Source organism: Labedaea rhizosphaerae, assembly GCF_004362825.1.
GTDB classification, from domain to species: domain Bacteria; phylum Actinomycetota; class Actinomycetes; order Mycobacteriales; family Pseudonocardiaceae; genus Labedaea; species Labedaea rhizosphaerae.
Genome location: NZ_SNXZ01000003.1, coordinates 1,028,550 through 1,049,063, shown reverse-complemented (window position 1 = coordinate 1,049,063; position 20,514 = coordinate 1,028,550). Strand labels below are relative to the sequence as shown.

Annotated in this window: 15 protein-coding genes; 11 read left to right on the top strand and 4 right to left on the bottom strand. The window is 70.0% G+C overall.

Features of this window, described 5'->3' with window-relative positions; all coding sequences use genetic code 11:
* Nucleotides 1-270: 270 nt before the first annotated feature.
* The 3 genes from EV186_RS22025 to ilvC are packed head-to-tail and all read left to right on the top strand — an operon-like array spanning nt 271 to nt 3,707.
* Nucleotides 271-2,160 carry an acetolactate synthase large subunit gene (locus EV186_RS22025; RefSeq protein WP_133851174.1) on the top strand — a complete coding sequence of 630 codons (1,890 nt, stop codon included), beginning with the start codon at nt 271-273 and terminating at the stop codon, nt 2,158-2,160.
* On the top strand, nt 2,153-2,659 hold the full coding sequence (gene ilvN / locus EV186_RS22020; protein ID WP_133851173.1) for an acetolactate synthase small subunit: 507 nt from the start codon (nt 2,153-2,155) through the stop codon (nt 2,657-2,659). The genes EV186_RS22025 and ilvN overlap by 8 nt, the downstream gene beginning before the upstream one ends.
* Before the next feature lie 34 nt (nt 2,660-2,693).
* Nucleotides 2,694-3,707, top strand: coding sequence for a ketol-acid reductoisomerase (gene ilvC, locus EV186_RS22015; RefSeq protein WP_133851172.1), 1,014 nt, complete (start codon nt 2,694-2,696; stop codon nt 3,705-3,707).
* Between the two features lie 305 nt (nt 3,708-4,012).
* On the opposite strand, the gene EV186_RS22010 is transcribed toward ilvC, so the two are convergent.
* Both EV186_RS22010 and EV186_RS22005 read right to left on the bottom strand, forming a co-directional pair.
* Complete coding sequence (locus EV186_RS22010) at nt 4,013-5,275, bottom strand: ankyrin repeat domain-containing protein (RefSeq protein WP_133851171.1); 1,263 nt, start codon at nt 5,273-5,275, stop codon at nt 4,013-4,015.
* Between the two features lie 145 nt (nt 5,276-5,420).
* Nucleotides 5,421-5,759 (bottom strand): hypothetical protein, encoded by a 339-nt coding sequence (locus tag EV186_RS22005; RefSeq protein WP_208115716.1) that lies wholly within the window; start codon nt 5,757-5,759, stop codon nt 5,421-5,423.
* A 240-nt stretch (nt 5,760-5,999) separates the two neighbouring features.
* On the opposite strand from EV186_RS22005, the gene EV186_RS22000 reads away from it, so the two are divergent.
* The 4 genes from EV186_RS22000 (at nt 6,000) to EV186_RS21985 (ending at nt 12,910) form a co-directional block, all read left to right on the top strand.
* Complete coding sequence (locus EV186_RS22000; protein ID WP_133851169.1) at nt 6,000-6,278, top strand: DUF397 domain-containing protein; 279 nt, start codon at nt 6,000-6,002, stop codon at nt 6,276-6,278.
* 157 nt (nt 6,279-6,435) lie between these two features.
* Complete coding sequence (gene serA / locus EV186_RS21995; RefSeq protein WP_133851168.1) at nt 6,436-8,034, top strand: phosphoglycerate dehydrogenase; 1,599 nt, start codon at nt 6,436-6,438, stop codon at nt 8,032-8,034.
* 215 nt (nt 8,035-8,249) lie between these two features.
* On the top strand, nt 8,250-11,672 hold the full coding sequence (locus EV186_RS21990; protein ID WP_133851167.1) for a S8 family serine peptidase: 3,423 nt from the start codon (nt 8,250-8,252) through the stop codon (nt 11,670-11,672).
* 200 nt (nt 11,673-11,872) lie between these two features.
* Nucleotides 11,873-12,910, top strand: coding sequence for a 3-isopropylmalate dehydrogenase (locus EV186_RS21985; protein ID WP_133851166.1), 1,038 nt, complete (start codon nt 11,873-11,875; stop codon nt 12,908-12,910).
* A 194-nt stretch (nt 12,911-13,104) separates the two neighbouring features.
* Here EV186_RS21985 and EV186_RS21980 read toward each other — a convergent pair whose 3' ends face one another.
* A complete protein-coding gene (locus EV186_RS21980; RefSeq protein WP_243754182.1) occupies nt 13,105-15,150 on the bottom strand; it encodes an acyltransferase family protein in 2,046 nt (681 codons plus the stop codon).
* A gap of 439 nt (nt 15,151-15,589) precedes the next feature.
* On the opposite strand from EV186_RS21980, the gene cimA reads away from it, so the two are divergent.
* Both cimA and EV186_RS21970 read left to right on the top strand, forming a co-directional pair.
* Complete coding sequence (gene cimA / locus EV186_RS21975) at nt 15,590-17,230, top strand: citramalate synthase (protein WP_133851165.1); 1,641 nt, start codon at nt 15,590-15,592, stop codon at nt 17,228-17,230.
* 219 nt (nt 17,231-17,449) lie between these two features.
* Nucleotides 17,450-17,992: a lipoprotein gene (locus EV186_RS21970; RefSeq protein ID WP_133851164.1), complete on the top strand. Its 543-nt coding sequence runs from the start codon at nt 17,450-17,452 to the stop codon at nt 17,990-17,992.
* Here the strand turns inward: EV186_RS21970 and EV186_RS21965 are convergent.
* The gene (locus EV186_RS21965; protein ID WP_133851163.1) at nt 17,989-18,633 is read right to left on the bottom strand and encodes a S1 family peptidase; all 645 of its coding nucleotides are present in this window, start codon (nt 18,631-18,633) and stop codon (nt 17,989-17,991) included. The two genes, EV186_RS21970 and EV186_RS21965, sit on opposite strands and share 4 nt — an antisense overlap.
* A gap of 100 nt (nt 18,634-18,733) precedes the next feature.
* Between EV186_RS21965 and EV186_RS21960 the strand changes: the two genes are divergently transcribed.
* Both EV186_RS21960 and EV186_RS21955 read left to right on the top strand, forming a co-directional pair.
* Nucleotides 18,734-19,498 carry a fumarylacetoacetate hydrolase family protein gene (locus EV186_RS21960; RefSeq protein ID WP_133851162.1) on the top strand — a complete coding sequence of 255 codons (765 nt, stop codon included), beginning with the start codon at nt 18,734-18,736 and terminating at the stop codon, nt 19,496-19,498.
* Entirely contained in the window at nt 19,498-20,505 is a 1,008-nt protein-coding gene (locus tag EV186_RS21955; RefSeq protein ID WP_133851161.1) for a PHP domain-containing protein, read from the top strand. The genes EV186_RS21960 and EV186_RS21955 overlap by 1 nt, the downstream gene beginning before the upstream one ends.
* The last annotated feature ends 9 nt before the right edge of the window (nt 20,506-20,514 follow it).

Genomic DNA, 20,514 nt, shown 5'->3' with positions numbered 1-20,514 from the left:
CAGGCGGCCAAGAGGCCGCGGTCCGCGCGAACGGAGAGAGCGCATTGGGCACTGCCCAATATCCGAGATCACAATCCCGCAGAGTTGACTCCGTTACGGCGTTCGCACTAGCGTCGCTTGCGTGACAGCACAGACCGGTCTCGTACTTCCCAGGCGCGTCGACGCCTAGGAAGTCCGTTTCCCGCGTCGACGCGCGACCCTCGTGCGACCTACCCACGGTCGGCGAGGGTTTTTTCATGCCCCGACCACTCGACCAACGAGGCTGACCCGATGACCAGCGCAACCTCGCGACCGAACCCGGTCGCCGCGTCCCACGGCCCCGCGCCGACGCCGGCGCCGCCGCCGCGCCCGAAACCGGCCCCACCGACTGGCACCCCGGTGCGGGTGACCGGCGCGCAGTCGCTCGTCCGCTCGCTCGAGGCGGTGGGCGCCGAGGTCGTGTTCGGCATCCCGGGCGGCACCATCCTGCCCGCGTACGACCCGCTGCTGGACTCGACGAAGGTGCGCCACGTGCTGGTCCGCCACGAGCAGGGCGCGGGGCACGCGGCGACCGGGTACGCGCAGGCCACCGGCAAGGTCGGGGTCTGCATGGCGACGTCGGGGCCCGGCGCCACCAACCTGGTCACGCCGCTGGCCGACGCCAACATGGACTCCGTTCCGGTGGTCGCCATCACCGGCCAGCAGAGCCGCCCGCTGATCGGCACCGACGCGTTCCAGGAAGCGGACATCTGCGGCATCACGCTGCCGATCACCAAGCACAACTTCCTGGTCACCGACCCCGCGGACATCCCGCGCACGATCGCCGAGGCGTTCCACATCGCGAGCACCGGGCGACCCGGCCCGGTGCTGGTGGACATCCCGAAGGACGTGCTGCAGGAGACCACGGCGTTCTCGTGGCCGCCGGAGCTGCGGCTGCCCGGGTACCGGCCGACCACCCGCCCGCACGGCAAGCAGGTCCGCGAGGCGGCGAAGATGATCGTGCAGGCCCGGCGCCCGGTGCTCTACGTCGGCGGCGGGGTGATCAAGGCGCAGGCGTCGAAGGAGCTGCTGGAGCTGGCCGAGATGACCGGCATCCCCGTGGTCACCACGCTGATGGCGCGCGGCGCGTTCCCCGACTCGCACCGCCAGCACCTGGGCATGCCCGGCATGCACGGCAGCGTGCCGGCCGTCGGCGCCATGCAGCGAGCCGACCTGCTGATCGCTCTCGGCGCCCGGTTCGACGACCGGGTCACCGGCCAGCTGTCGTCGTTCGCGCCGGACGCGCAGGTCATCCACGCCGACATCGACCCGGCGGAGATCTCCAAGAACCGGCGTGCGGACGTGCCGATCGTCGGGGACGCACGGGAGATCATCACCGAGCTGATCGCCGCGGTGCGGGCCGAGCCCAAGCCGAAGGCCGACCTGACGCCGTGGTGGGCGCAGATCGAGGGCTGGCGCAAGACGTTCCCGGCCGGGTACGAGTGGCCGGCCGACGGGACGCTCTCGCCGCAGTACGTGATCGAGCGGATCGGCAAGCTGGTCGGCCCGGACGCGGTCTACACCGCGGGCGTGGGCCAGCACCAGATGTGGGCCGCGCAGTTCATCAACTACGAGAAGCCGGGCACCTGGATCAACTCCGGTGGCCTCGGCACGATGGGTTTCGCGGTGCCCGCCGCCATGGGCGCCAAGTTCGGCCTGCCGGACACCCCGGTGTGGGCGATCGACGGGGACGGCTGCTTCCAGATGACCAATCAGGAGCTCGCCACCTGTGCCATCGAAGGCGCGCCGATCAAGGTCGCCGTGATCAACAACGGCAACCTCGGCATGGTCCGGCAGTGGCAGAACCTGTTCTACGCCGAGCGCTACTCGCAGACCGACCTCGGCACGCACAAGCACCGCATCCCGGACTTCACGCTGCTCGCCGAGGCGCTGGGCTGCGCGGGCCTGCGGTGTGACAACAAGGACGACGTGGACGCCACGATCCAGCGGGCCATGGAGATCAACGACCGGCCCGTGGTCATCGACTTCGTCGTCGGCAAGGACGCCCAGGTGTGGCCGATGGTCGCCGCGGGCACCGGCAACGACGAGATCATGGCCGCGCGGGGCATCCGGCCGCTGTTCGACGAGGACGACGTGTCGACCGAGGCCAACATCACCGAGGAGGCGAACTCCGGTGAGTAGTCACACCCTGTCGGTGCTCGTCGAGAACAAGCCCGGTGTGCTGGCGCGTGTCGCCGGCCTGTTCTCCCGGCGTGGCTTCAACATCGAGTCGCTCGCGGTGGGGCCGACGGAGAACCCGGACGTGTCCCGCATGACGATCTCGGTCGTCGTCGAGGACCTCCCGCTCGAGCAGGTCACCAAGCAGCTCAACAAGCTCGTCAACGTGATCAAGATCGTGGAGCTCGACCCGAGTGCCGCGGTGCGCCGTGAGTTGTTGCTGGTCAAGGTGCGCGCGGACGCGACGGTGCGCAGCCAGGTGCTCGAGACCGTGCAGTTGTTCCGCGCCAAGGTGGTCGACGTCTCGCCGGAGGCGTTGACCATCGAGGCGACCGGCACTGCCGACAAGCTCGAGGCGTTGCTGCGCATGCTCGAGCCGTACGGCGTGCGCGAGATGGTCCAGTCCGGCATGGTGGCCATCGGTCGTGGCCCGCGGTCCATCACCGCCACCACAGTTCGTTAGAACCCCTTTTCCCGAGAGGAAGTACCCATCCGTCATGGCCGTTGAAATCTTCTACGACGACGACGCCGACCTGAGCATCATCCAGGGCCGGAAGGTCGCCGTCATCGGCTACGGCAGCCAGGGCCACGCGCACGCGCTCAGCCTGCGCGATTCCGGAGTGGACGTCCGCATCGGACTCCCGGAGGGCTCCAAGTCACGGCCGAAGGCCGAGGAGCAGGGCCTGCGCGTGCTCACCCCGGCCGAGGCGTCGGCCGAGGCCGACCTGATCATGATCCTGGCGCCGGACACCAAGCAGCGCTCCATCTACGAAGACGACATCGCGCCGAACCTCAAGGATGGCGACGCCATCTTCTTCGGCCACGGCTTCAACATCCGCTACGAGCTGATCAAGGCTCCGTCCAGTGTGGACGTGGCGATGGTCGCGCCCAAGGGCCCGGGCCACCTCGTGCGCCGCCAGTTCGTCGACGGCAAGGGCGTACCGTGCCTGATCGCCGTCGAGCAGGACGCTTCCGGTGGCGCGCAAGCGCTTGCCTTGTCGTATGCCGCGGCGATCGGCGGCGCGCGCGCCGGCGTGATCAAGACGACGTTCAAGGAAGAGACCGAGACGGACCTCTTCGGCGAGCAGGCGGTGCTGTGCGGTGGCGCGTCGGCGTTGGTGCAGACCGGGTTCGAGGTGCTGACCGAGGCCGGGTACGCGCCCGAGATCGCCTACTTCGAGGTGCTGCACGAGCTCAAGCTGATCGTCGACCTCATGTACGAGGGCGGCATCGCCCGCATGCGCTACTCCGTGTCGGACACGGCGGAGTACGGCGACCTCACCCGCGGCCCTCGGGTGATCAGCCCGGCGGTCAAGCAGGAGATGCAGAAGATCCTCGGCGAGATCCAGGACGGCACGTTCGCCCGCGAGTGGGTCGGCGAGGACGAGGCCGGGCGGCCGAACTTCACCAAGCTGGAGGAGCAGGGCGAGCAGCACCCGATCGAAGAGGTCGGCAAGAAGCTGCGTGGCCTGATGTCGTGGGTGGACCGCCCGCTGACCGACACGGCCTGACAGACCACCGGGAAGGACGAGCCCCGCGCAGCCCTCGCGCGCGGGGCTCGTCGCCGTCCCCGGCGTGTCCCACATTCCGGCAGGGTGTGTCCCACATTCCGGCAGGGTGTGTCCCACATTCGGGCGGGGTGTGTCCCCTCTTCCCGCCGGGTGTGTCCCTTCTTCCGGCTGGGTGTGTCCCTCGTTCCCGCCGTTGCGTCGGCAGCCGGAGTGGGGACACGCGGGGTCGGAGCGGGGGACACGCGGGGTCGGAAGGAGGGACACGCGGGGTTGGAAGGAGGGACACGCCCGGGTGGCGGGCGTGATCAGGACAGCAGGTGCGCCAGTTCGGGGTGGCCGTTGAACTCGGCCCAGCCGCCCGGGGTGGCGTTGTAGAGGTCGTCGGTCAGGGTCCGGTCGGCGCCGGCCGCCAACAGGATCTCCACCGTGCTCCGGTGGTCGCTCTCGGCCGCCATGTGCAGGGCCGTCACGCCTTGCCCGTGTTGCGGGCCACCGAAGGTCGCCCGCTGGTTCACGTCCGCGCCGTGGTCCAGCAGCCACCGGACGGCCTCGTCCCGGGCGCGGCAGGCCGCCCAGATCAACGGCGTCCCGCGGTAGACGTCCGCGTTGGGCCGCGCTCCGTGCCGCACCAGCCAGTCCATCGCTTGCGTGGCGCCGTTGCGCGCGGCCCAAGCCAGCGCCTCGTCGCGGGCCTCTTGAACGGAGTCGCCGGGCGTCCAAGCCGGGAAACCGCTGTGCGGTCGGTAGAACCCACGATGGTCCGCGGTGGCCGTCGGCAACAGATCCACCCGATCGAGCCCCGCCGCCACCCGCAGGTTCCCCGGCGCGAGGGACCGCTCGGCCAGCACCGCCGCCACCTCGCGGTGCCCCCAGAACAACGCGACCACAAGGGGAGTGCCGCCGTCGCCGCGGCCGTGGACGTCCGGCGGTGCACCCGCGTCGAGCAGCAGCCGCGCCATCCACGGCAGGTTCGAGTACCCGGCCTGGTGCAGCGCCGTCCAGCCGTGCGCGTTGGCCGCGGCCGGGTCCGCACCCCGCTCCAGGACGATCCGGACCAGCCGTTCGTCGCAGGTGCTTGCAGCCAGGCCAAGCAGGTCGTTGCCGTTGGTTCCCTTGCGTGACACCAACTCCGGGAACCGGTCGAGGTGGGCCGCCAGCCCCTCGACGTCCCGCGCTTCGATCAACCGGAACGCCCGCGCGAACGGCTCGGCGTCCAGTCCACGCAGGTGGTGTGCGAGCGCCTGCCAGCCGCTGAACCCGTGCCGCCGCGCCACGACCGCGCGCGCTCCCGCCCGGGACAAGGGTTGCCCCAGCCGGGTGAACTCGGCGACGGCCGAAGGCGTTCCGTCCTGCGCGGACGCGAGCAGCCCGTAGGCGCGCTCGGCGTAGTAGTCGAGATCGCCGCGGAACGGTTGCTGCACACCGCTTCGCTCCACGTAGGCCTTGAGCCGGGGCCAACTGGGAAACCCGTGTTCACGCGCAATCGCGTGCTGGGCATCGGCGAGCTTGAGCGACGGCGTCGCGCGGACCCGCTCTTTGGCCTGTTTGCGCAACTGTCCGAGGTCCACTGAGGCCTCCCTCCCGCATTGCCCGGTGTCCGCCTGCTCGGGCCCGGAAAGAAGGTGGGCGTGTGTTCGGGTGGGGCGATCGGGGTGGGCACTGCCCTGTCCGCGGACCGGACGCGGCCCCGGCCGCGCGCCGCCAGGATAACCGTCAGCCGCCCAACCGCCGCAAGACGCGATCGGCCAGCTCCGTGACCAGCCGGCAGGAGGCAGCCATGTCGGCGGTCTCCAGGTTGTCGTACCGCAACTGGAAGCTTTGCTTGGTGGCGGTGGCGATCATCACCTGGCAGCCGGAGTTCCGACGCTCACTCACGGCGGGCGCCTTGTCGAAGATGGCGGGGTACCCGTCGATGACCGCGCTCTGGAAGGAATGACTGGCGATGTCGAGCGGGTGTGGCACGGGCGGCGGCGTCTCCAGCGGCACCGGCTCGCCGCCGGTCGACGTAGTGCACCCGCACAATGCCGTCACCAAAACGAACGAGATGATCAAGCGCTTGGCCCTGGGCCTTCTCATCTCCGAATGGCCTCGCGCGTCGGACACGTTCCCCCCAAGTGGTCGATGCGCGACCGAACGTAAGTCAGGAGACCAGGGCGGTAGGCGTCAAACTGGACTGGAGTCACTCGAACGGGCTCACCGCGTCGCGAGAGCGGACCCCGCGCGCGGGTGATGCACGGTCAGTGGCGTGCGGTATACCTTCCGTCACACGATCGAACAGGGGATGTTCCAACGATGGCTGACAGCGCGCCGATCTACGACGACAAAGCGCACGTGCGCGGCAACCTGGACCTGACCGGGGCCGAGTGGCAGCGGGCGGCCGAGCCCGACGCCGATCCCGAGGGCGAGTACGTGGAGATCGCCTTCGTCGAGCACACCGATGGCAAGACCTACATCGCGATGCGCAACTCCAAGTTCACCGGGCCGGACGACACGGTGCTCGTGTTCACCGAATCCGAGTGGGATGCGTTCGTCGCCGGGGCCAAGGCGGGGGAGTTCGACGAGCCCTGGTGATCGGCTGAATCGTTCCGACCGGTGGGATTCGCTGCCCCGATCGTGTGGGGTCGGCCACCGGCACTCGGGTCGGGACCGGGACGACGACTAGACTGCGGCCAACTGGTTACAGCGTCGTAACCGAACTCCACCACCCACAGCTTTGGGAGTTTCCGTCGTGACCACTGCCAGCCGCCCTGTCGTCCTCATCGCCGAGAAGCTCGCGCCGTCCACCCTGGACGTGTTCGGCGACGAGTTCGAGGTCCGTCAGGTCGACGGCACCGATCGCCCGGCGCTGCTCGCCGCGGTCGCGGGTGCCGACGCGCTCCTGGTCCGCTCGGCCACCAAGGTCGACGCCGAGGTCTTCGCCGCCTCCGACCGGTTGAAGGTCGTCGCGCGCGCGGGCGTCGGGCTGGACAACGTCGAGGTGCCCGCCGCGACCGAGCGCGGGGTGCTCGTGGTCAACGCCCCCACGTCCAACATCGTGAGCGCGGCCGAGCACGCGGTCGCGCTGCTGCTCGCCGTCGCCCGCCGGGTGCCGGCGGCCGACCAGAGCCTGCGCGGCGGCGAGTGGAAGCGCAGCTCGTTCGGCGGCGTGGAGATCCAGCACAAGACGGTCGGCGTCGTCGGGCTCGGCAAGATCGGCCAGCTCTTCGCCCAGCGCCTCGCCGCGTTCAACACCAAGATCGTCGCCTACGACCCGTACGTCTCGGCCGCGCGGGCCGCCCAGCTGGGCATCGAGCTGCTGAGCCTCGACGAGCTGCTGCGCCGCGCCGACATCATCTCCGTGCACCTGCCCAAGACCGCGGAGACCAAGGGTCTCATCGGCGCCGAACAGCTCAAGCAGACCAAGCCGGGCGTGATCATCGTCAACGCCGCCCGCGGCGGCCTGATCGACGAGGACGCGCTCGCCGACGCCATCCGCTCCGGGCACGTCGGCGGCGCCGGCATCGACGTGTTCGTCACCGAGCCGACCACCGCGAGCCCGCTCTTCGAGCTGCCCAACGTCGTCGTCACCCCGCACCTCGGCGCGTCCACCGCGGAGGCGCAGGACCGCGCGGGCACCGACGTTGCCCGTTCGGTTCAGCTGGCCCTGCGCGGCGAATTCGTTCCCGACGCGGTGAACGTCGCTTCCGGCGGCGCCGTGAGCGAGGAAGTCCGGCCGTTCCTGCCGCTCGCGCACAAGCTCGGCGTCGTGCTGGCCGCGTTCGGCACCAAGGCCCCGTCGTCGCTGACCGTCGAGGTGCGCGGCGAACTGTCCGCAGAGGACGTTTCGGTGCTGCCGCTGGCGGCCATGCGCGGTGCTTTCGCGGCTGTGGTGGAAGACCAGGTCACGTTCGTCAACGCGCCGCGCCTGGCCGAGGAGCTCGGCGTCGCCGTCGACGTGGTCACCGAGCCCGAGAGCGTCAGCCACCGCAGCCTGCTCACCCTGCGCGCCGGGCACGCCGACGGCACGATCACCACGGTCAGCGGCACGCTGTCGGGGCTCGACCAGGTGCAGAAGTTGGTGGAGGTCAACGGAAGGCACTTCGACCTGCGCGCCGAGGGCATCGCGTTGCTGTTGGAGTACCCGGAGAAGCCGGGCGTCATGGGCACCGTCGGCACCCTGCTCGGCGAGGCCGGCATCAACATCGACGCCGCGCAGATCAGCCAGACCCAGGACGGTTCGGACGCGATGATGCTGCTGCGCGTCGACCGCGCCGTGGACGCTTCCGTGCTCGACTCGATCGGTGCGGCGGTGGGCGCGCGGACCGTGCGGGCGATCCACTTCGAATAACCGTCTTGTGCGGTACGTCGTGATTGGACCGTGACCGAACGACCCTACGAAAGTATTGGGTCGGACACCCATCCACGGTTTAAGTTGCCCAAGACGAGGCAGCACCGGATGCCGTGGAGGGCGCGGCATCGGGCGTTTGTCGGCATCGGTCAGCGGGGGCGATCGGTAGCCGCCGCCAGCGGTTTCAGGCCAGCCTCGGGTGAGGGTCACATCAAGTGAGTCGTATTCGCATACCTGGGTGGGCGAAGAGATCGTCCATCGCGCTGCTCGGCGTCGGTGTGCTCGGTGCCGGCGTGCTCGTCGGGGTGGGCAGCGCCAGCGGTGACCAGTCCGACCTGGCCGCGGGAGTGAGCCCCGCGAAGCTGAACACCGCGAAGCTGGCGGGCAAGGTCTCGCCCAGCCTCGCGGCCGCGCGCGGCAAGGTCACGGCGTTCGTCCAGTTCACCAGCCAGCCCGCCGTCGACGCGTTCAACGCGGAGAAGAGCAAGGGCAAGGCGCAGGCGAAGGCCGCGGCGAAGCGCGCCAAGCAGGACGTGGCCAGCACGTCCAGCGCGGTCGTCGGCAAGCTGCGCTCGAGCGACCCGAACACCAAGGTGCTGTACCAGACGTCCAACGCCGTTCCCGGCGTCGTCGTGCAGGCCGACGCGGCGCACGTGCGCGCGCTCGCGTCGCTGCCGCAGGTCGCCTCGGTGCGCACCGTGGTCCCGAAGACCCGCTCCAACTCCAGCGCCGTTCAGCTGACCAAGACGCTGAACACCTGGCAGCAGACCCACCGCTACGGCGAGGGCGTGCGGATCGGTGTCATCGACGACGGCATCGACTACACCCACGCGGACTTCGGTGGTCCCGGCACGCCCGCCGCGTACACCGCGATCGACCCGACCAAGGTCGACCCGTCGTACTTCCCGACCGAGAAGGTCGCGGGCGGCACGGACCTCGCGGGCAACGACTACGACGCCGCGAGCGACGACCCGGCCAAGCTGGTGCCGCACCCGGACCCGAACCCGCTGGCCTGCGGTGAGCACGGCACGCACGTGTCGGGCACCATCGGCGGCTACGGCGTCAACGCCGACGGCAGCACCTTCACGGGCAACTACGGCGACCTGACCGCCGCCAAGCTCGACGCCATGCGGATCGGCCCGGGCACCGCGCCCGAGGCGACCCTCTACGGCATCAAGGTCTTCGGCTGCGAGGGCTCGACCAACCTCACGGCGCAGGCCATGGACTGGGCCCTGGACCCCGACGGTGACGGCGACTTCACCGACCACCTCGACGTGGTCAACATGTCGCTTGGCAGCGACTTCGGCGCCCCGGACGACCCGGACTCGCTGTTCGTCCGCAAGCTCACCCAGAACGGCGTCCTGCCGGTCATCTCCGCGGGCAACGGCAACGACCTCTACGACGTCGGCGGCTCGCCGGGCAGCACCCCCGAGGCGCTGACCGTGGCCAGCACGCGTGACGCCTACGTGCTGCGTGACGCGGCCGAGGTCAAGGCCCCGGCCAACCTCGCGGGTCCGCACGCCGGCCAGTACAGCCAGGACTACGCGCACTTCGACACGCTGGACCTGACCGGGCCCGTCGTGAAGATGTCCGACCAGGCCAACCTCGACGGCTGCAAGCCGTTCAACGCCGCCGACAAGGCAGCGGTGGCCGGCAAGCTCGTCTGGCTGGAGTGGGACGACAACGACTCCACCCGCAAGTGCGGCTCGGCCGGCCGGGACAACAACGCCCAGGCCGCAGGGGCCAAGGGTGTGCTGCTGAGCTCGCAGCTCAACCAGTTCTCGGCGGGCATCGCGGGCAACGCCGAGGTGCCGATGTTCCAGTTCACCAGGGACGAGACCGCCAAGATCCGTCCGGCACTGGACGCGGGCACGCTGCAGGTCCACCTCGCGGGCAACCTGCGCACCACGCTGAAGACGATGTCCCCGGAGATCACCGACACGCCGTCGTCGTTCACCTCGCGTGGCGTGCGCGGCCCGGCGGTCAAGCCCGACGTCGCCGCACCTGGTGACACCATCGCCTCGGCGCTGCGCGGCAGCGGCAACCAGACCCTGGTGATCAGCGGTACGTCCATGGCGGCACCGCACACCACCGGCATCACCGCCCTGGTGCGCCAGGCGCACCCGGACTGGACGCCGGAAGAGGTCAAGGCCGCGGTCATGAACACCGCGGACGGCGACGTGCACGCCGGCGAGAACGCCTCCGGTCCGCTGGAGGCCCCGAACCGCGTGGGTGCCGGTCGCATCGACGCGCTCTCGGCGCTGGACAACACGACGCTGGCCATGGTCAAGGACGACCCGGGCGCGGTGAGCGTGGGCTTCGGCACCGTCGAGGTCGCGAAGCCGACGACGCTCTCGAAGACGATCAAGGTCGTCAACAAGAGCAGCAACCCGGTCGAGTACGACGTGGCCTACCAGGGCATCACCACCCTGCCCGGCGTCACCTACACGGTGTCCGCCAACCACGTGAAGCTCAGCCCGCGCGGCATCGCCACCGTCCGGGTGACGCTGTCGATCGCCGACCCGGCCGCGCTGCGCAAGGTCGCCGACCCGACGGTGCAGAAGCTGCAGAACGACCTGCCCCGCCAGTTCCTCGCCGACGCGTCGGGCCTGGTCAAGCTGACCCCGACGGCCGGTGCCACGGTCGGGCTGCGGGTGCCGGTGTACTCGGCGCCCAAGCCCGTCGCCGCGGTCACCACGCCGGACGGCATCAAGTTCCGCGGCAACGACACGCAGACCGTGCTGAACCTGGGCGGCCGTGGTCTGAACCAGGGCAGCGGCGACCAGCGCTACCAGTCGCTGGTCAGCGTGATGGAGCTGCAGGCGTCCTCGCCGAAGCTGCCGAAGTGCACCAAGAGGACCACGTCGAACTGCACCATCAACGACACGGCCAAGGGCGGCGACCTCCGTTACGTCGGTGTCGCCTCGACCGCGCCGCTGGCCAAGGCGCAGGGCCACCCCGAGAACGCGTTGCTGGCGTTCGGCATCGCGACCTGGGGTGACTGGTACAACCTCGGCAGCAACACCATCCCGTACGTCGACTTCGACGTCACCGGTGACAACAACCCCGACTTCGAGACCTACGTGACCAAGCTGACCGGCACCGACGTGCTGGTGGCCGCCACGGTGGACCTGAAGACGGGTGACACCGTGGACCTCGAGGCCCTCAACGGGTTGCTGGGTGACGTGGACGCCAACGTCTTCGACACCAACGTGGCCGTGCTGCCGGTGGCGATCTCGACGCTGGGCATCGACCCCAGCGCCGCGTCCGCTCGGATCACGTACACCGTCGGCACCGCCGGCTACTACGTGGCGCCGGGCAACGACAACGGCAACATCGACCAGATGGACGGCACCGCGTCGTTCGACGTCCTCGCCCCCGGCCTGTGGGTGCAGGGCGGCGGCGACCCCGCACTGTCCTATGTGGCGCAGCCGGGTACCGCCCTTGTGGTGAACCGGAACCAGGCGTCGCTGGACAAGGACGGCGCGCTCGGCCTGCTGGCGATCGAACACCACAACGCGAGCGGCCACCGCGCCGACGTGATCAAGGTGGCCGGGGCCAAGCCGGGCAGCCAGACCAAGCCGGGCCACCACAAGAAGCCGCGTGCTCTCGTGGTGACCGCGGGCGGCGCCCGCTAGGCGGGAATTGTTGGAAGTGAAGGGCCCGCCGGGTTTCCGGCGGGCCCTTCGCGTTACCGTGAGGTACACCCAGACGGATGGCGTGCCACCCCAAAGTGCACCCGGAGGAGTGGCCGCGCTACGGCGGATCGTCAGACGACGGGTAGCCTTTCGACGACTGCGAGGCCCTGAGGTCTGGGCCGATTACCCAGGAGGTGTGCATGCGGCTCGCGGTGATCCCAGGAGATGGGATCGGGCCGGAAGTGATCGCCGAAGCGCTCAAGGTGCTCGGCGAGGTCGTGCCGTCGGCGGAGATCACCCGATACGACCTCGGCGCCGCCCGCTGGCACTCGACCGGCGAGTTGCTGCCCGAGTCGGTGCTCGGTGAGCTGCGCGAGCACGACGCGATCCTGCTCGGCGCGGTCGGTGACCCGTCGGTGCCCAGCGGCATCCTGGAGCGCGGGCTGCTGCTGCGGCTGCGCTTCGAGCTCGACCACCACGTGAACCTGCGGCCGGCGCGGCTGTACCCGGGCGTGAAGAGCCCGCTGGCGGAGCCGGGCGACATCGACATGGTCGTGGTGCGCGAGGGCACCGAGGGCCTGTACGCGGGCAACGGTGGCCTGTTGCGCAAGGACAGCCCGCACGAGGTGGCCACGGAGGTCAGCGTCAACACGTCGTTCGGCGTGGAACGGGTCGTGCGCGACGCGTTCGGCCGGGCCGCGGCGCGCCCGCGCAAGCACCTCACGTTGGTGCACAAGACGAACGTGCTCACCCACGCCGGTTCGCTGTGGTCGCGGGTGGTCGAGGAGATCTCGCTGCAGCACCCGGACGTGACGGTCGCGTACCAGCATGTGGACTCCACCACGATCCACATGGTGACCGACCCGGCCCGCTACGACGTGATCGTCACCGACAACCTCTTCGGCGACATCCTCACCGACCTGGCGGCCGCGGTGACCGGTGGGATCGGCCTCGCGGCCAGCGGCAACCTGGACATCACGCGCCGCAACCCGAGCATGTTCGAGCCCGTGCACGGCAGCGCGCCGGACATCGCCGGTCAGGGCATCGCCGACCCGACGGCCGCGGTGCTGTCGGTGTCGATGATGCTCGACCACTTGGGGCAGCAGGAAGCCGCGCGCCGCATCGAGGCCTCGGTGGCCTTCGACCTGGCGACCCGCGACCACAACCAGCCCGGTGGCACCCACGCGATCGGTGACCGCTTGGCCGCGCTGGTGTCCTCGGGCGCCCGTACGGCGTAACGACCGCAACCAGCTCCGCACTGTCTGCAATGGACGGTGCGGGGCCGTTGCCGTCCCCGCACCACCTGCTCGACAGAGGCAGGCTGACCACCAGCGAGACCAACCCACCACTGAGCTCCCCGCAAGCCCTGAATGGCCCATTCGAGACACCCAACGCCCCGAATGGGCCATTCAGGGCCGGTCCACAGTGGACGTTACTTGGCGGTCTTCCAGCCCAGGGCCTCGGTGATGTCGTTCCCGAGCGGCGTCGCCATCGTGCTCATGTAGGTGCCGCTGATGTGGTTGTCGTCCATGTAGACGATCACGTTGCCGATCACCGGCGGGCACGTCGTCTCGGTGCAGAAGTACTCGGCGGTGTCGATGAAGTGCACGTCCTCCGGCAACTTCACCCCTGGCTCGAACGGCAGTTCATCGCGGTAGAGCTGGTCCCTCGGCGTCGCGCACTCCTTGGCCGCGGGGCCCTTGGAGCGCAGGCACGGTACCGGTGACTTCTCGAAGCGCGGGTTGTCCCGCAACGCGACCACCGGGATGCCGGCGGCGCTGAGCTGTCGCCAGCCCTCGACGTAGGTGCTGGGGACCTTCTCGGTCAGCCCCGGCCGCACCTCCGCGCTGCCGACGGTGACCACCGCGTCCGGCTGCAACGCGAGGATTTCGGCGGTGGCGTCGAGGTTCCACCGCTGGCACCAGTTCGGCGTGGCCGGCGGCGTCGCGGTGAGCGAGAACGGGCAGCCACCCTTGAGGATCGAGAACACCTGCCAGTGCTGCTTTTCCGCGTACGGCCGCAGCGCGCCCAGGTACTGCTCGGCGTGCGAGTCGCCCACCAGCACGATCCGCTTGACCGGCGCCGGTTCCTTCGTCGGGCAGATCAGCATTTCCTTGTTGCGCGACGAGGTCGCGCACGTGGCCGAGTCGCTGGCGATCCAGTCGTCGTTGAGCGAGACCATCGCGGGCGCCAGCGGGACGTTGGTCGGCGTGCTGAGCAGCTTGCCGTTCTTCAACGCCTGCGCGCCGGGGTGGCGCGGGTCGTCCGCGGTGAGCGCGTACTTCGACTCCTGCTGCTTGCCGTAGTACTGCCACCCGCCGGCGGCGGTGAGCAGGACGACCAGCGCGAGCACGCCGAAGCGGTAGGCACCCCACGGGCGCACGGTGCCGATGGACGAGCGGCGCACCGGCTCCTCGACGAAGTGGTAGGTGGCCGCGGCCAGCGCCAGCGAGAGGCCGATCACGAACGCGCCGCCGAGCAGGCCGACGCTCGGGCGGTCGCGGGCGACCATGTAGAGCAGCAGCACGGGCCAGTGCCACAGGTAGAGCGAGAAGCTGAGGTTGCCCAGGTAGACCAGCGGGCGGCTGGAGAGCCACCGGTCGGCGCCGAACACGCTGCCGGTCGCGCCCGCCGCGATCACCAGCGCGGCGCCCACCGTCGGCCAGAGCGCGAGGAAACCGGGGAACTCGCTGCCGACACGCAGTACCAGCCCGCAGATCGCGACGGCGATGACGCCGATCCAGCCCAGGACCAGTGCGACCGCCTTGGGCAGCACCACGCGGTCGATGACGAGGACGAGCACACCGCCGAGCGCGAACTCCCAGATCCGGGTGCCGGAGTGGAAGTAGGCGAGCGGCTGGTTCACGGTGGTCAGGTAGATCGAGAAGGCGATCGAGCCGACGAACGCCACGATCATCGTGACCAGCAGCGACCACCAGAGGTCGAACTTGGCGCGGGCGGCGATGAACGCGACCACCGCGACCAGCAGCGGCCAGACCACGTAGAACTGGCCCTGGATGGACAGCGACCAGTAGTGCTGGACCAGGCTGGCGGTGTTGTGCTGGGCGAAGTAGTCGACCGAGTCGGACGCGAGCTGCCAGTTCTCCGCGTAGACCGACGCCGCGACGACCTCGCGGATGGTCTGGAACCAGCGGTACTCGGGCAGCAGCACGACGCTGGCCACGATCACCGCGAGCAGCACGGTGAGCCCGGCGGGGAAGAGCCGCTTGATCATCCGGCCCCACATCGGCCGGAATTCGAGCTTGCCGCGCTTCTCGGCCCGGTAGAGCTGCCCGGTGATGAGGAAGCCGGAGATCAGGAAGAACACGTCCACGCCGCCGGAGATCCGGCCGAGCCAGACGTGGTAGACGACGACCAGCAGCGCGGCGAGCGCCCGCAGACCCTGCAGTTCAGGCCGGAACTTGCGGGCCACGACGGGCTGTTGAGCCTCGGGGACCATCTCGACCGTGGCGGCCATCGACGCGCGAATCCTCTCCGGCGGGGACAAGGGGAGCGGTTTCTACAAAGCAAGCATGATTGCACCAGCCGATTTGCTGATCTTGACCGCCCCTTTACCAAGGGAGCTTCTTCGTCACCAGAACCACGCCTGAGCGGGTCGGTGGGTTGCCATCTCTTTACCGAACCAGCGCGCGCACCAGCTTCGCGAGCATCGGGTGGTCGTGGCGGAGTCCGGCGGTCAGCTCGGTGACGCTCTCAGCATCCGGGAGAAGGGGCCCGCGAGTTGGTACGGGCGCGTCCGCTGTGTCAGGATGCTGGCGTGGCACACCACGCCGTGATCATTATCGCCAAGCGCTCCGGGTAGCTGAGTTCACCTACCACCCCGGCGCGCTGACCTCTCGCATCTTGCGAGGGGTCTTTTTGCGTTAAGGCCCCGAAATCTCCAGGAGATGACTCCCGTGACCCGCACGACCCCCGCCGGCACCCCGCTCGGTGACGACTTCCACGTCTACGACACCACCCTGCGCGACGGGGCGCAGCGCGAGGGCATTTCCTACTCCGTGGCCGACAAGCTCGCCGTCGCGCGGCTGCTCGACGACGTCGGCGTGGGCTTCATCGAGGGCGGCTGGCCCGGCGCGATGCCCAAGGACACCGAGTTCTTCGCCCGCGCGGCGACGGACCTGCACCTGAAGCACGCGGCCCTGGTCGCGTTCGGGTCCACCCGCAAGGCCGGCGCCAAGGCGGCCGACGACCTGCAGGTGCGCGCGCTGCTCGACTCGCAGGCACCCGTGGTCACGCTGGTCGCCAAGTCCGACCGCAGGCACATCGACCTCGCGCTGCGCACCGACGTCACCGAGGCGTGCGCGATGGTCGCCGACACGGTCGCGTTCCTCGTCGGCGAGGGGCGGCGGGTCTTCCTCGACGCCGAGCACTTCTTCGACGGCTACGCCTTCGAGCCGGACACCGCGTTGCGGGTGCTGGGCGCGGCCATGGACAACGGCGCGGACGTCGCCGTCCTCTGCGACACCAACGGCGGACAGTTGCCGCTCGGCCTGGCCGACACCGTGGGCGAGGTCATCGCCCGCACCGGCTACCGGGTCGGCATCCACTGCCAGGACGACACCGGGTGCGCTGTGGCCAACAGCGTCGCCGCGGTGCAGGCGGGTGCCACGCACGTGCAGTGCACCGCCAACGGTTACGGCGAGCGGGCCGGCAACGCCGACCTGTTCGCCGTCGTCGGCAACTTGGTGACCAAGCTCGGCAAGCCGGTGCTACCGCACGGCAAGCTCGCCGAGCTGACCCGGGTCTCCCATGCCCTTGCCGAGATCGCGAACATCGCCCCCGACACCCACCAGGCCTACGTCGGGGCTTCGGCCTTCGCCCACAAGGCGGGGTTGCACGCGAGCGCGATCAAGGTGGATCCGGAGCTGTACAACCACATCGATCCGGACCTCGTCGGCAACGACATGCGGGTGCTGGTCACCGAGATGGCCGGCCGGGCCAGCCTGGAGCTCAAGGGACGTGAGCTCGGGGTGGACCTGGCCGGCCGGCCCGAGGCGCTGTCCGCGGCCGTGCGCAAGGTGAAGGAACTCGAGGCCCGCGGCTGGTCGTTCGAGGCGGCGGACGCCTCGCTGGAGCTGCTGCTGCGCAGGGAGGTCGCCACCGCCGACCAGCAGGCGGTGGCCGCGCCGCCGTTCGCGCTGGAGTCCTACCGCGTGATCATCGACCACCCCGCCGACGGCGACGTGGTGGCCGAGGCGACGGTCAAGGTGCACGTCGGGGGCCAGCGCGTGATCGCGACGGCGGAGGGCAACGGCCCGGTGCACGCCTTGGACGCCGCCCTGCGCAGGGCCCTGCTGCCGCACCTGCCGTGGCTGGACACCGTGCGGCTCACCGACTACAAGGTCCGCATCCTCACCCCGGGCGGTGGCGCCGGCACCGACGCGGTGACCAGGGTGCTCGTGGAGACCTCCGACCACGAGACCGAATGGGTCACCGTCGGCGTGCACGGCAACATCGTCGAGGCCAGCTGGCTGGCGCTCTGCGATGCGTTGGTGCACAAGGCAATGGACCGGGAATCGGTGGTCGCGCGCGGCTGACCGCCGGTGCGGTTTTCCACAGGCGGGTAGTTGTCCACAGATCCACGCGACAGCCCCCACACCCCCTTTGACCTCGATAGACTGGTCTCAAGGGGTGCCCCCCGGGAGGGTGGGGGCTGCCGTTGCGCGCGCGAGGCGGAAGCGAAACGGTGTCGGCACGGAATGCGACACACGCAGGGCTCTACACTTCCGCGGACTTCGATTCCTTTGGGGGGAACCATGCGTGCGGTTGCGCTCGTGCTCGGCCTCGTCCTGCTCGCGGCGTGCGGTCCCGACGAGGGCAACGGGCCGTGGAGCGACGGTGCCGAGCAGGCGCCCGCCGGCGCCACGATCGGCGGGACCAGCGGGCCGTGCCCGTTGCCGGTCACCATGACCATCGCCAAGGGCTGGAAGGCCGCTGGCGTTCCGGCCGGCACCGGCTCGATGGGGGACGCGGCGCTCGCCTGCGAGGTCGACGCCAAGCCCGCCGGGCACCTCGGCTTCCTGCGGATCTACGTGACCGGTTCGCCGGTCGAGCCCAAGAACCTCCTCAAGGCGGTTGTCGCGAAGTCCAAGCAGGTCAACGGCGAGCAGTACCGCGAAAGCAAGCCGGGGGTCGAGCTCACCTACCTCTCCGACGTCGGGGGCGATCAGGTGCGCAGCCGCGCCTACGCCGCGACGGTCAACGGGCGAACGGTGCTCGTGGTGCTCGACGCCTTCGACAGCGAGGAGTACGACGCGATGATCGGCGCGTACCTGTTGGCCCAGCACACCATTCGCTAGACCTTCAACGTCAGCCCGTACTGCGCGAAGATCGGGTTGAGGGGCGCGAAGAAGGACGTGCCGCCGCTCGTACAGTTGCCCGAGCCGCCGACCAGCACGCCCTGCGCCTGGCTGCCGGACACGAACGAGACCGCCGTGTCACCGGGCTCGACGCACACGTTCGTCCTGGTCAGCCCGGTCAGCACCCCGGTCGGGAAGCTCACGGTGACGTTGCGGGCCTGGATCGTCCCGCAGTGGTAACCGGTGGCCGTGCCGATCAGGCACACCGACGCGCCGACCGGGGCCTGGGTGCTGCCGGTCAGCGTGACGCCGCCGCCCACCCAGCCGACGAGGGTCCAGTCGGTGTGGTTGGTGACCAGCACGACGGCCGCGCCGCTGGTCGTCTGCCCGGCGGTGATCGTCCCGACGAGGACGCCGTTGCCGCTGTAGACGGTGGTGCCGGTGCTGCCGCAGCCCTGGTTCGCGATCAGGTACCAGGAGCCGGAGCTGCCGAGCGCGGCGAACCCGGCGGTGCAGCCGCGGGTGCCCGCGACGCTGTAGAGGTGGCTGCCCCCGCCGAGCGGGGCGGCGCTGCGGGTGGCCGCTGTCGCGGGGGTGGCGCACAGCAGCAGGGTGGCGAGCAGGACGAGTAATCGACGCATCGGGATCTCCGATCGAAGGGTTTCCCTCGAACAAACCACGGACGCCGAGGTCAGCCCATCCGGCAAAACGGTGAAGCCGGGCGGGATTTAGGGTGGCCAGGTGCGTATCGCAAGGATTGCCCACCCTGACGGCGTCGCGTTCGTGGAGATGGACGCCGACGCAGGCACTGCCCGTGAGATCGCCGAGCACCCCTTCGGCCAGCCCACCTTCACCGGGCGCACCTGGCCGGTGGCCGACGTGCGGCTGCTCGCGCCGATCCTGCCGACCAAGGTGGTGTGCGTCGGCAAGAACTACGCCGACCACGCCAAGGAGATGGGCGGGGAGGCCCCGGCCGACCCGGTGATCTTCATGAAGCCGTCGACGTCGGTGATCGGCCCGCAGGCCGCGATCAAGCTGCCGCGCGACGCCGAGCGGGTCGACTACGAGGGCGAGCTGGCCGTGGTGATCGGGCAGCCCTGCCGCGACGTGCCCGCGGCGCGTGCCGCCTCGGTCGTGCTCGGCTACACCATCGCCAACGACGTGACCGCCCGCGACCAGCAGCAGCACGACGGCCAGTGGACGCGCGCGAAGGGGCACGACACGTTCTGCCCGCTCGGCCCGTGGATCGACACGACGATCAGGCCGGACGACCTCGCGCTGCGCACCGAGCTCGACGGCGAGGTCAAGCAGGACTCGCGGACCTCCTTGCTGCTGCACGACATCCCGAAGCTGATCGAGTGGGTCACCCGCGTGATGACGTTGCTGCCCGGCGACGTGATCCTGACCGGCACCCCGGCGGGCGTCGGCCCGATGAAGGACGGGCAGACCGTGGCCGTCAGCATCGAGGGGCTCGGCACGCTGACCAACCCGGTGCAGAACCGCTGATGGACCCGGCCCGGGCATTGCGCACCGTGGCGTTCCACCTGGAGCGCCACGGCGAACCCACGTATCGGGTCGCGGCGTTCCGCAAGGCCGCGGCCGTGGTCGACGGGCTGGAACCCGACGAGGTGACCAAGCGCGCCACCGAGGGGACGCTGACCCAGCTCAGCGGCATCGGCAAGGCGACCGCGGGCGTGATCACCGACGCCGTCGAGGGGCGCGAGCCGGGGTACCTGGAGCACTACCTGGCGAAGTCGCACCCGAGGATCCCCGACGGCGGTGCCATGCGGGACGCGCTGAAGGGCGACTGTCACACCCACTCCGACTGGTCCGACGGCGGCAGCCCGATCGAGGAGATGGCGGTCGCGGCCCTCGAGGAGGGCCACCAGTGGGTGGCGTTGACCGACCACTCGCCGCGCCTGACCGTGGCCCGCGGCCTGACCGCCGAACGGCTGCGCAAGCAGCTGGACGTGCTCGACGAGCTGAACGCGAAGCTGGCCCCGTTCCGGATCCTGAGCGGGATCGAGGTGGACATCAACCTCGATGGAACTCTCGACCAGGACGAGGAACTCCTTGCGCGCCTGGACATCGTGGTCGCGAGTGTCCACTCGAAACTCCGCATGCCCGGCAAGGACATGACCCGGCGGATGCTTACCGCGATCCGGAACCCGCTGGTCGACGTGCTCGGGCACTGCACGGGGCGGCTGGTCGTCGGCCGGGGACGGCCGGAGTCGGAGTTCGACGCGGAGCAGGTGTTCGCGGCGTGCGTCGAGCACGACGTGGCCGTGGAGATCAACTCGCGGCCCGAACGCCTCGACCCGCCGAAGCGGCTGCTGCGCCTGGCCGTCGAGACGGGCTGCAAGTTCTCGATCGACACCGACGCGCACGCGCCGGGCCAGTTGTCGTGGCTGGGCTACGGGTGCGAGCGGGCGATCGAGTGCGAGGTGCCGGTCGACCGCGTGATCAACACGTGGGACGCCGACACGCTGACCGCCTGGTCGCGGGTGACCTGAGTCACGTGC

Coding starts and splice junctions, on each gene's coding strand:
- EV186_RS22000 (WP_133851169.1), top strand. CDS start 6,000: ATGGCTGACAGCGCGCCGATCTACGACGACAAAGCGCACGTGCGCGGC.
- EV186_RS22025 (WP_133851174.1), top strand. CDS start 271: ATGACCAGCGCAACCTCGCGACCGAACCCGGTCGCCGCGTCCCACGGC.
- EV186_RS21955 (WP_133851161.1), top strand. CDS start 19,498: ATGGACCCGGCCCGGGCATTGCGCACCGTGGCGTTCCACCTGGAGCGC.
- EV186_RS21965 (WP_133851163.1), bottom strand. CDS start 18,633: ATGCGTCGATTACTCGTCCTGCTCGCCACCCTGCTGCTGTGCGCCACC.
- EV186_RS21985 (WP_133851166.1), top strand. CDS start 11,873: ATGCGGCTCGCGGTGATCCCAGGAGATGGGATCGGGCCGGAAGTGATC.
- EV186_RS21970 (WP_133851164.1), top strand. CDS start 17,450: ATGCGTGCGGTTGCGCTCGTGCTCGGCCTCGTCCTGCTCGCGGCGTGC.
- EV186_RS21980 (WP_243754182.1), bottom strand. CDS start 15,150: ATGGCCGCCACGGTCGAGATGGTCCCCGAGGCTCAACAGCCCGTCGTG.
- ilvC (WP_133851172.1), top strand. CDS start 2,694: ATGGCCGTTGAAATCTTCTACGACGACGACGCCGACCTGAGCATCATC.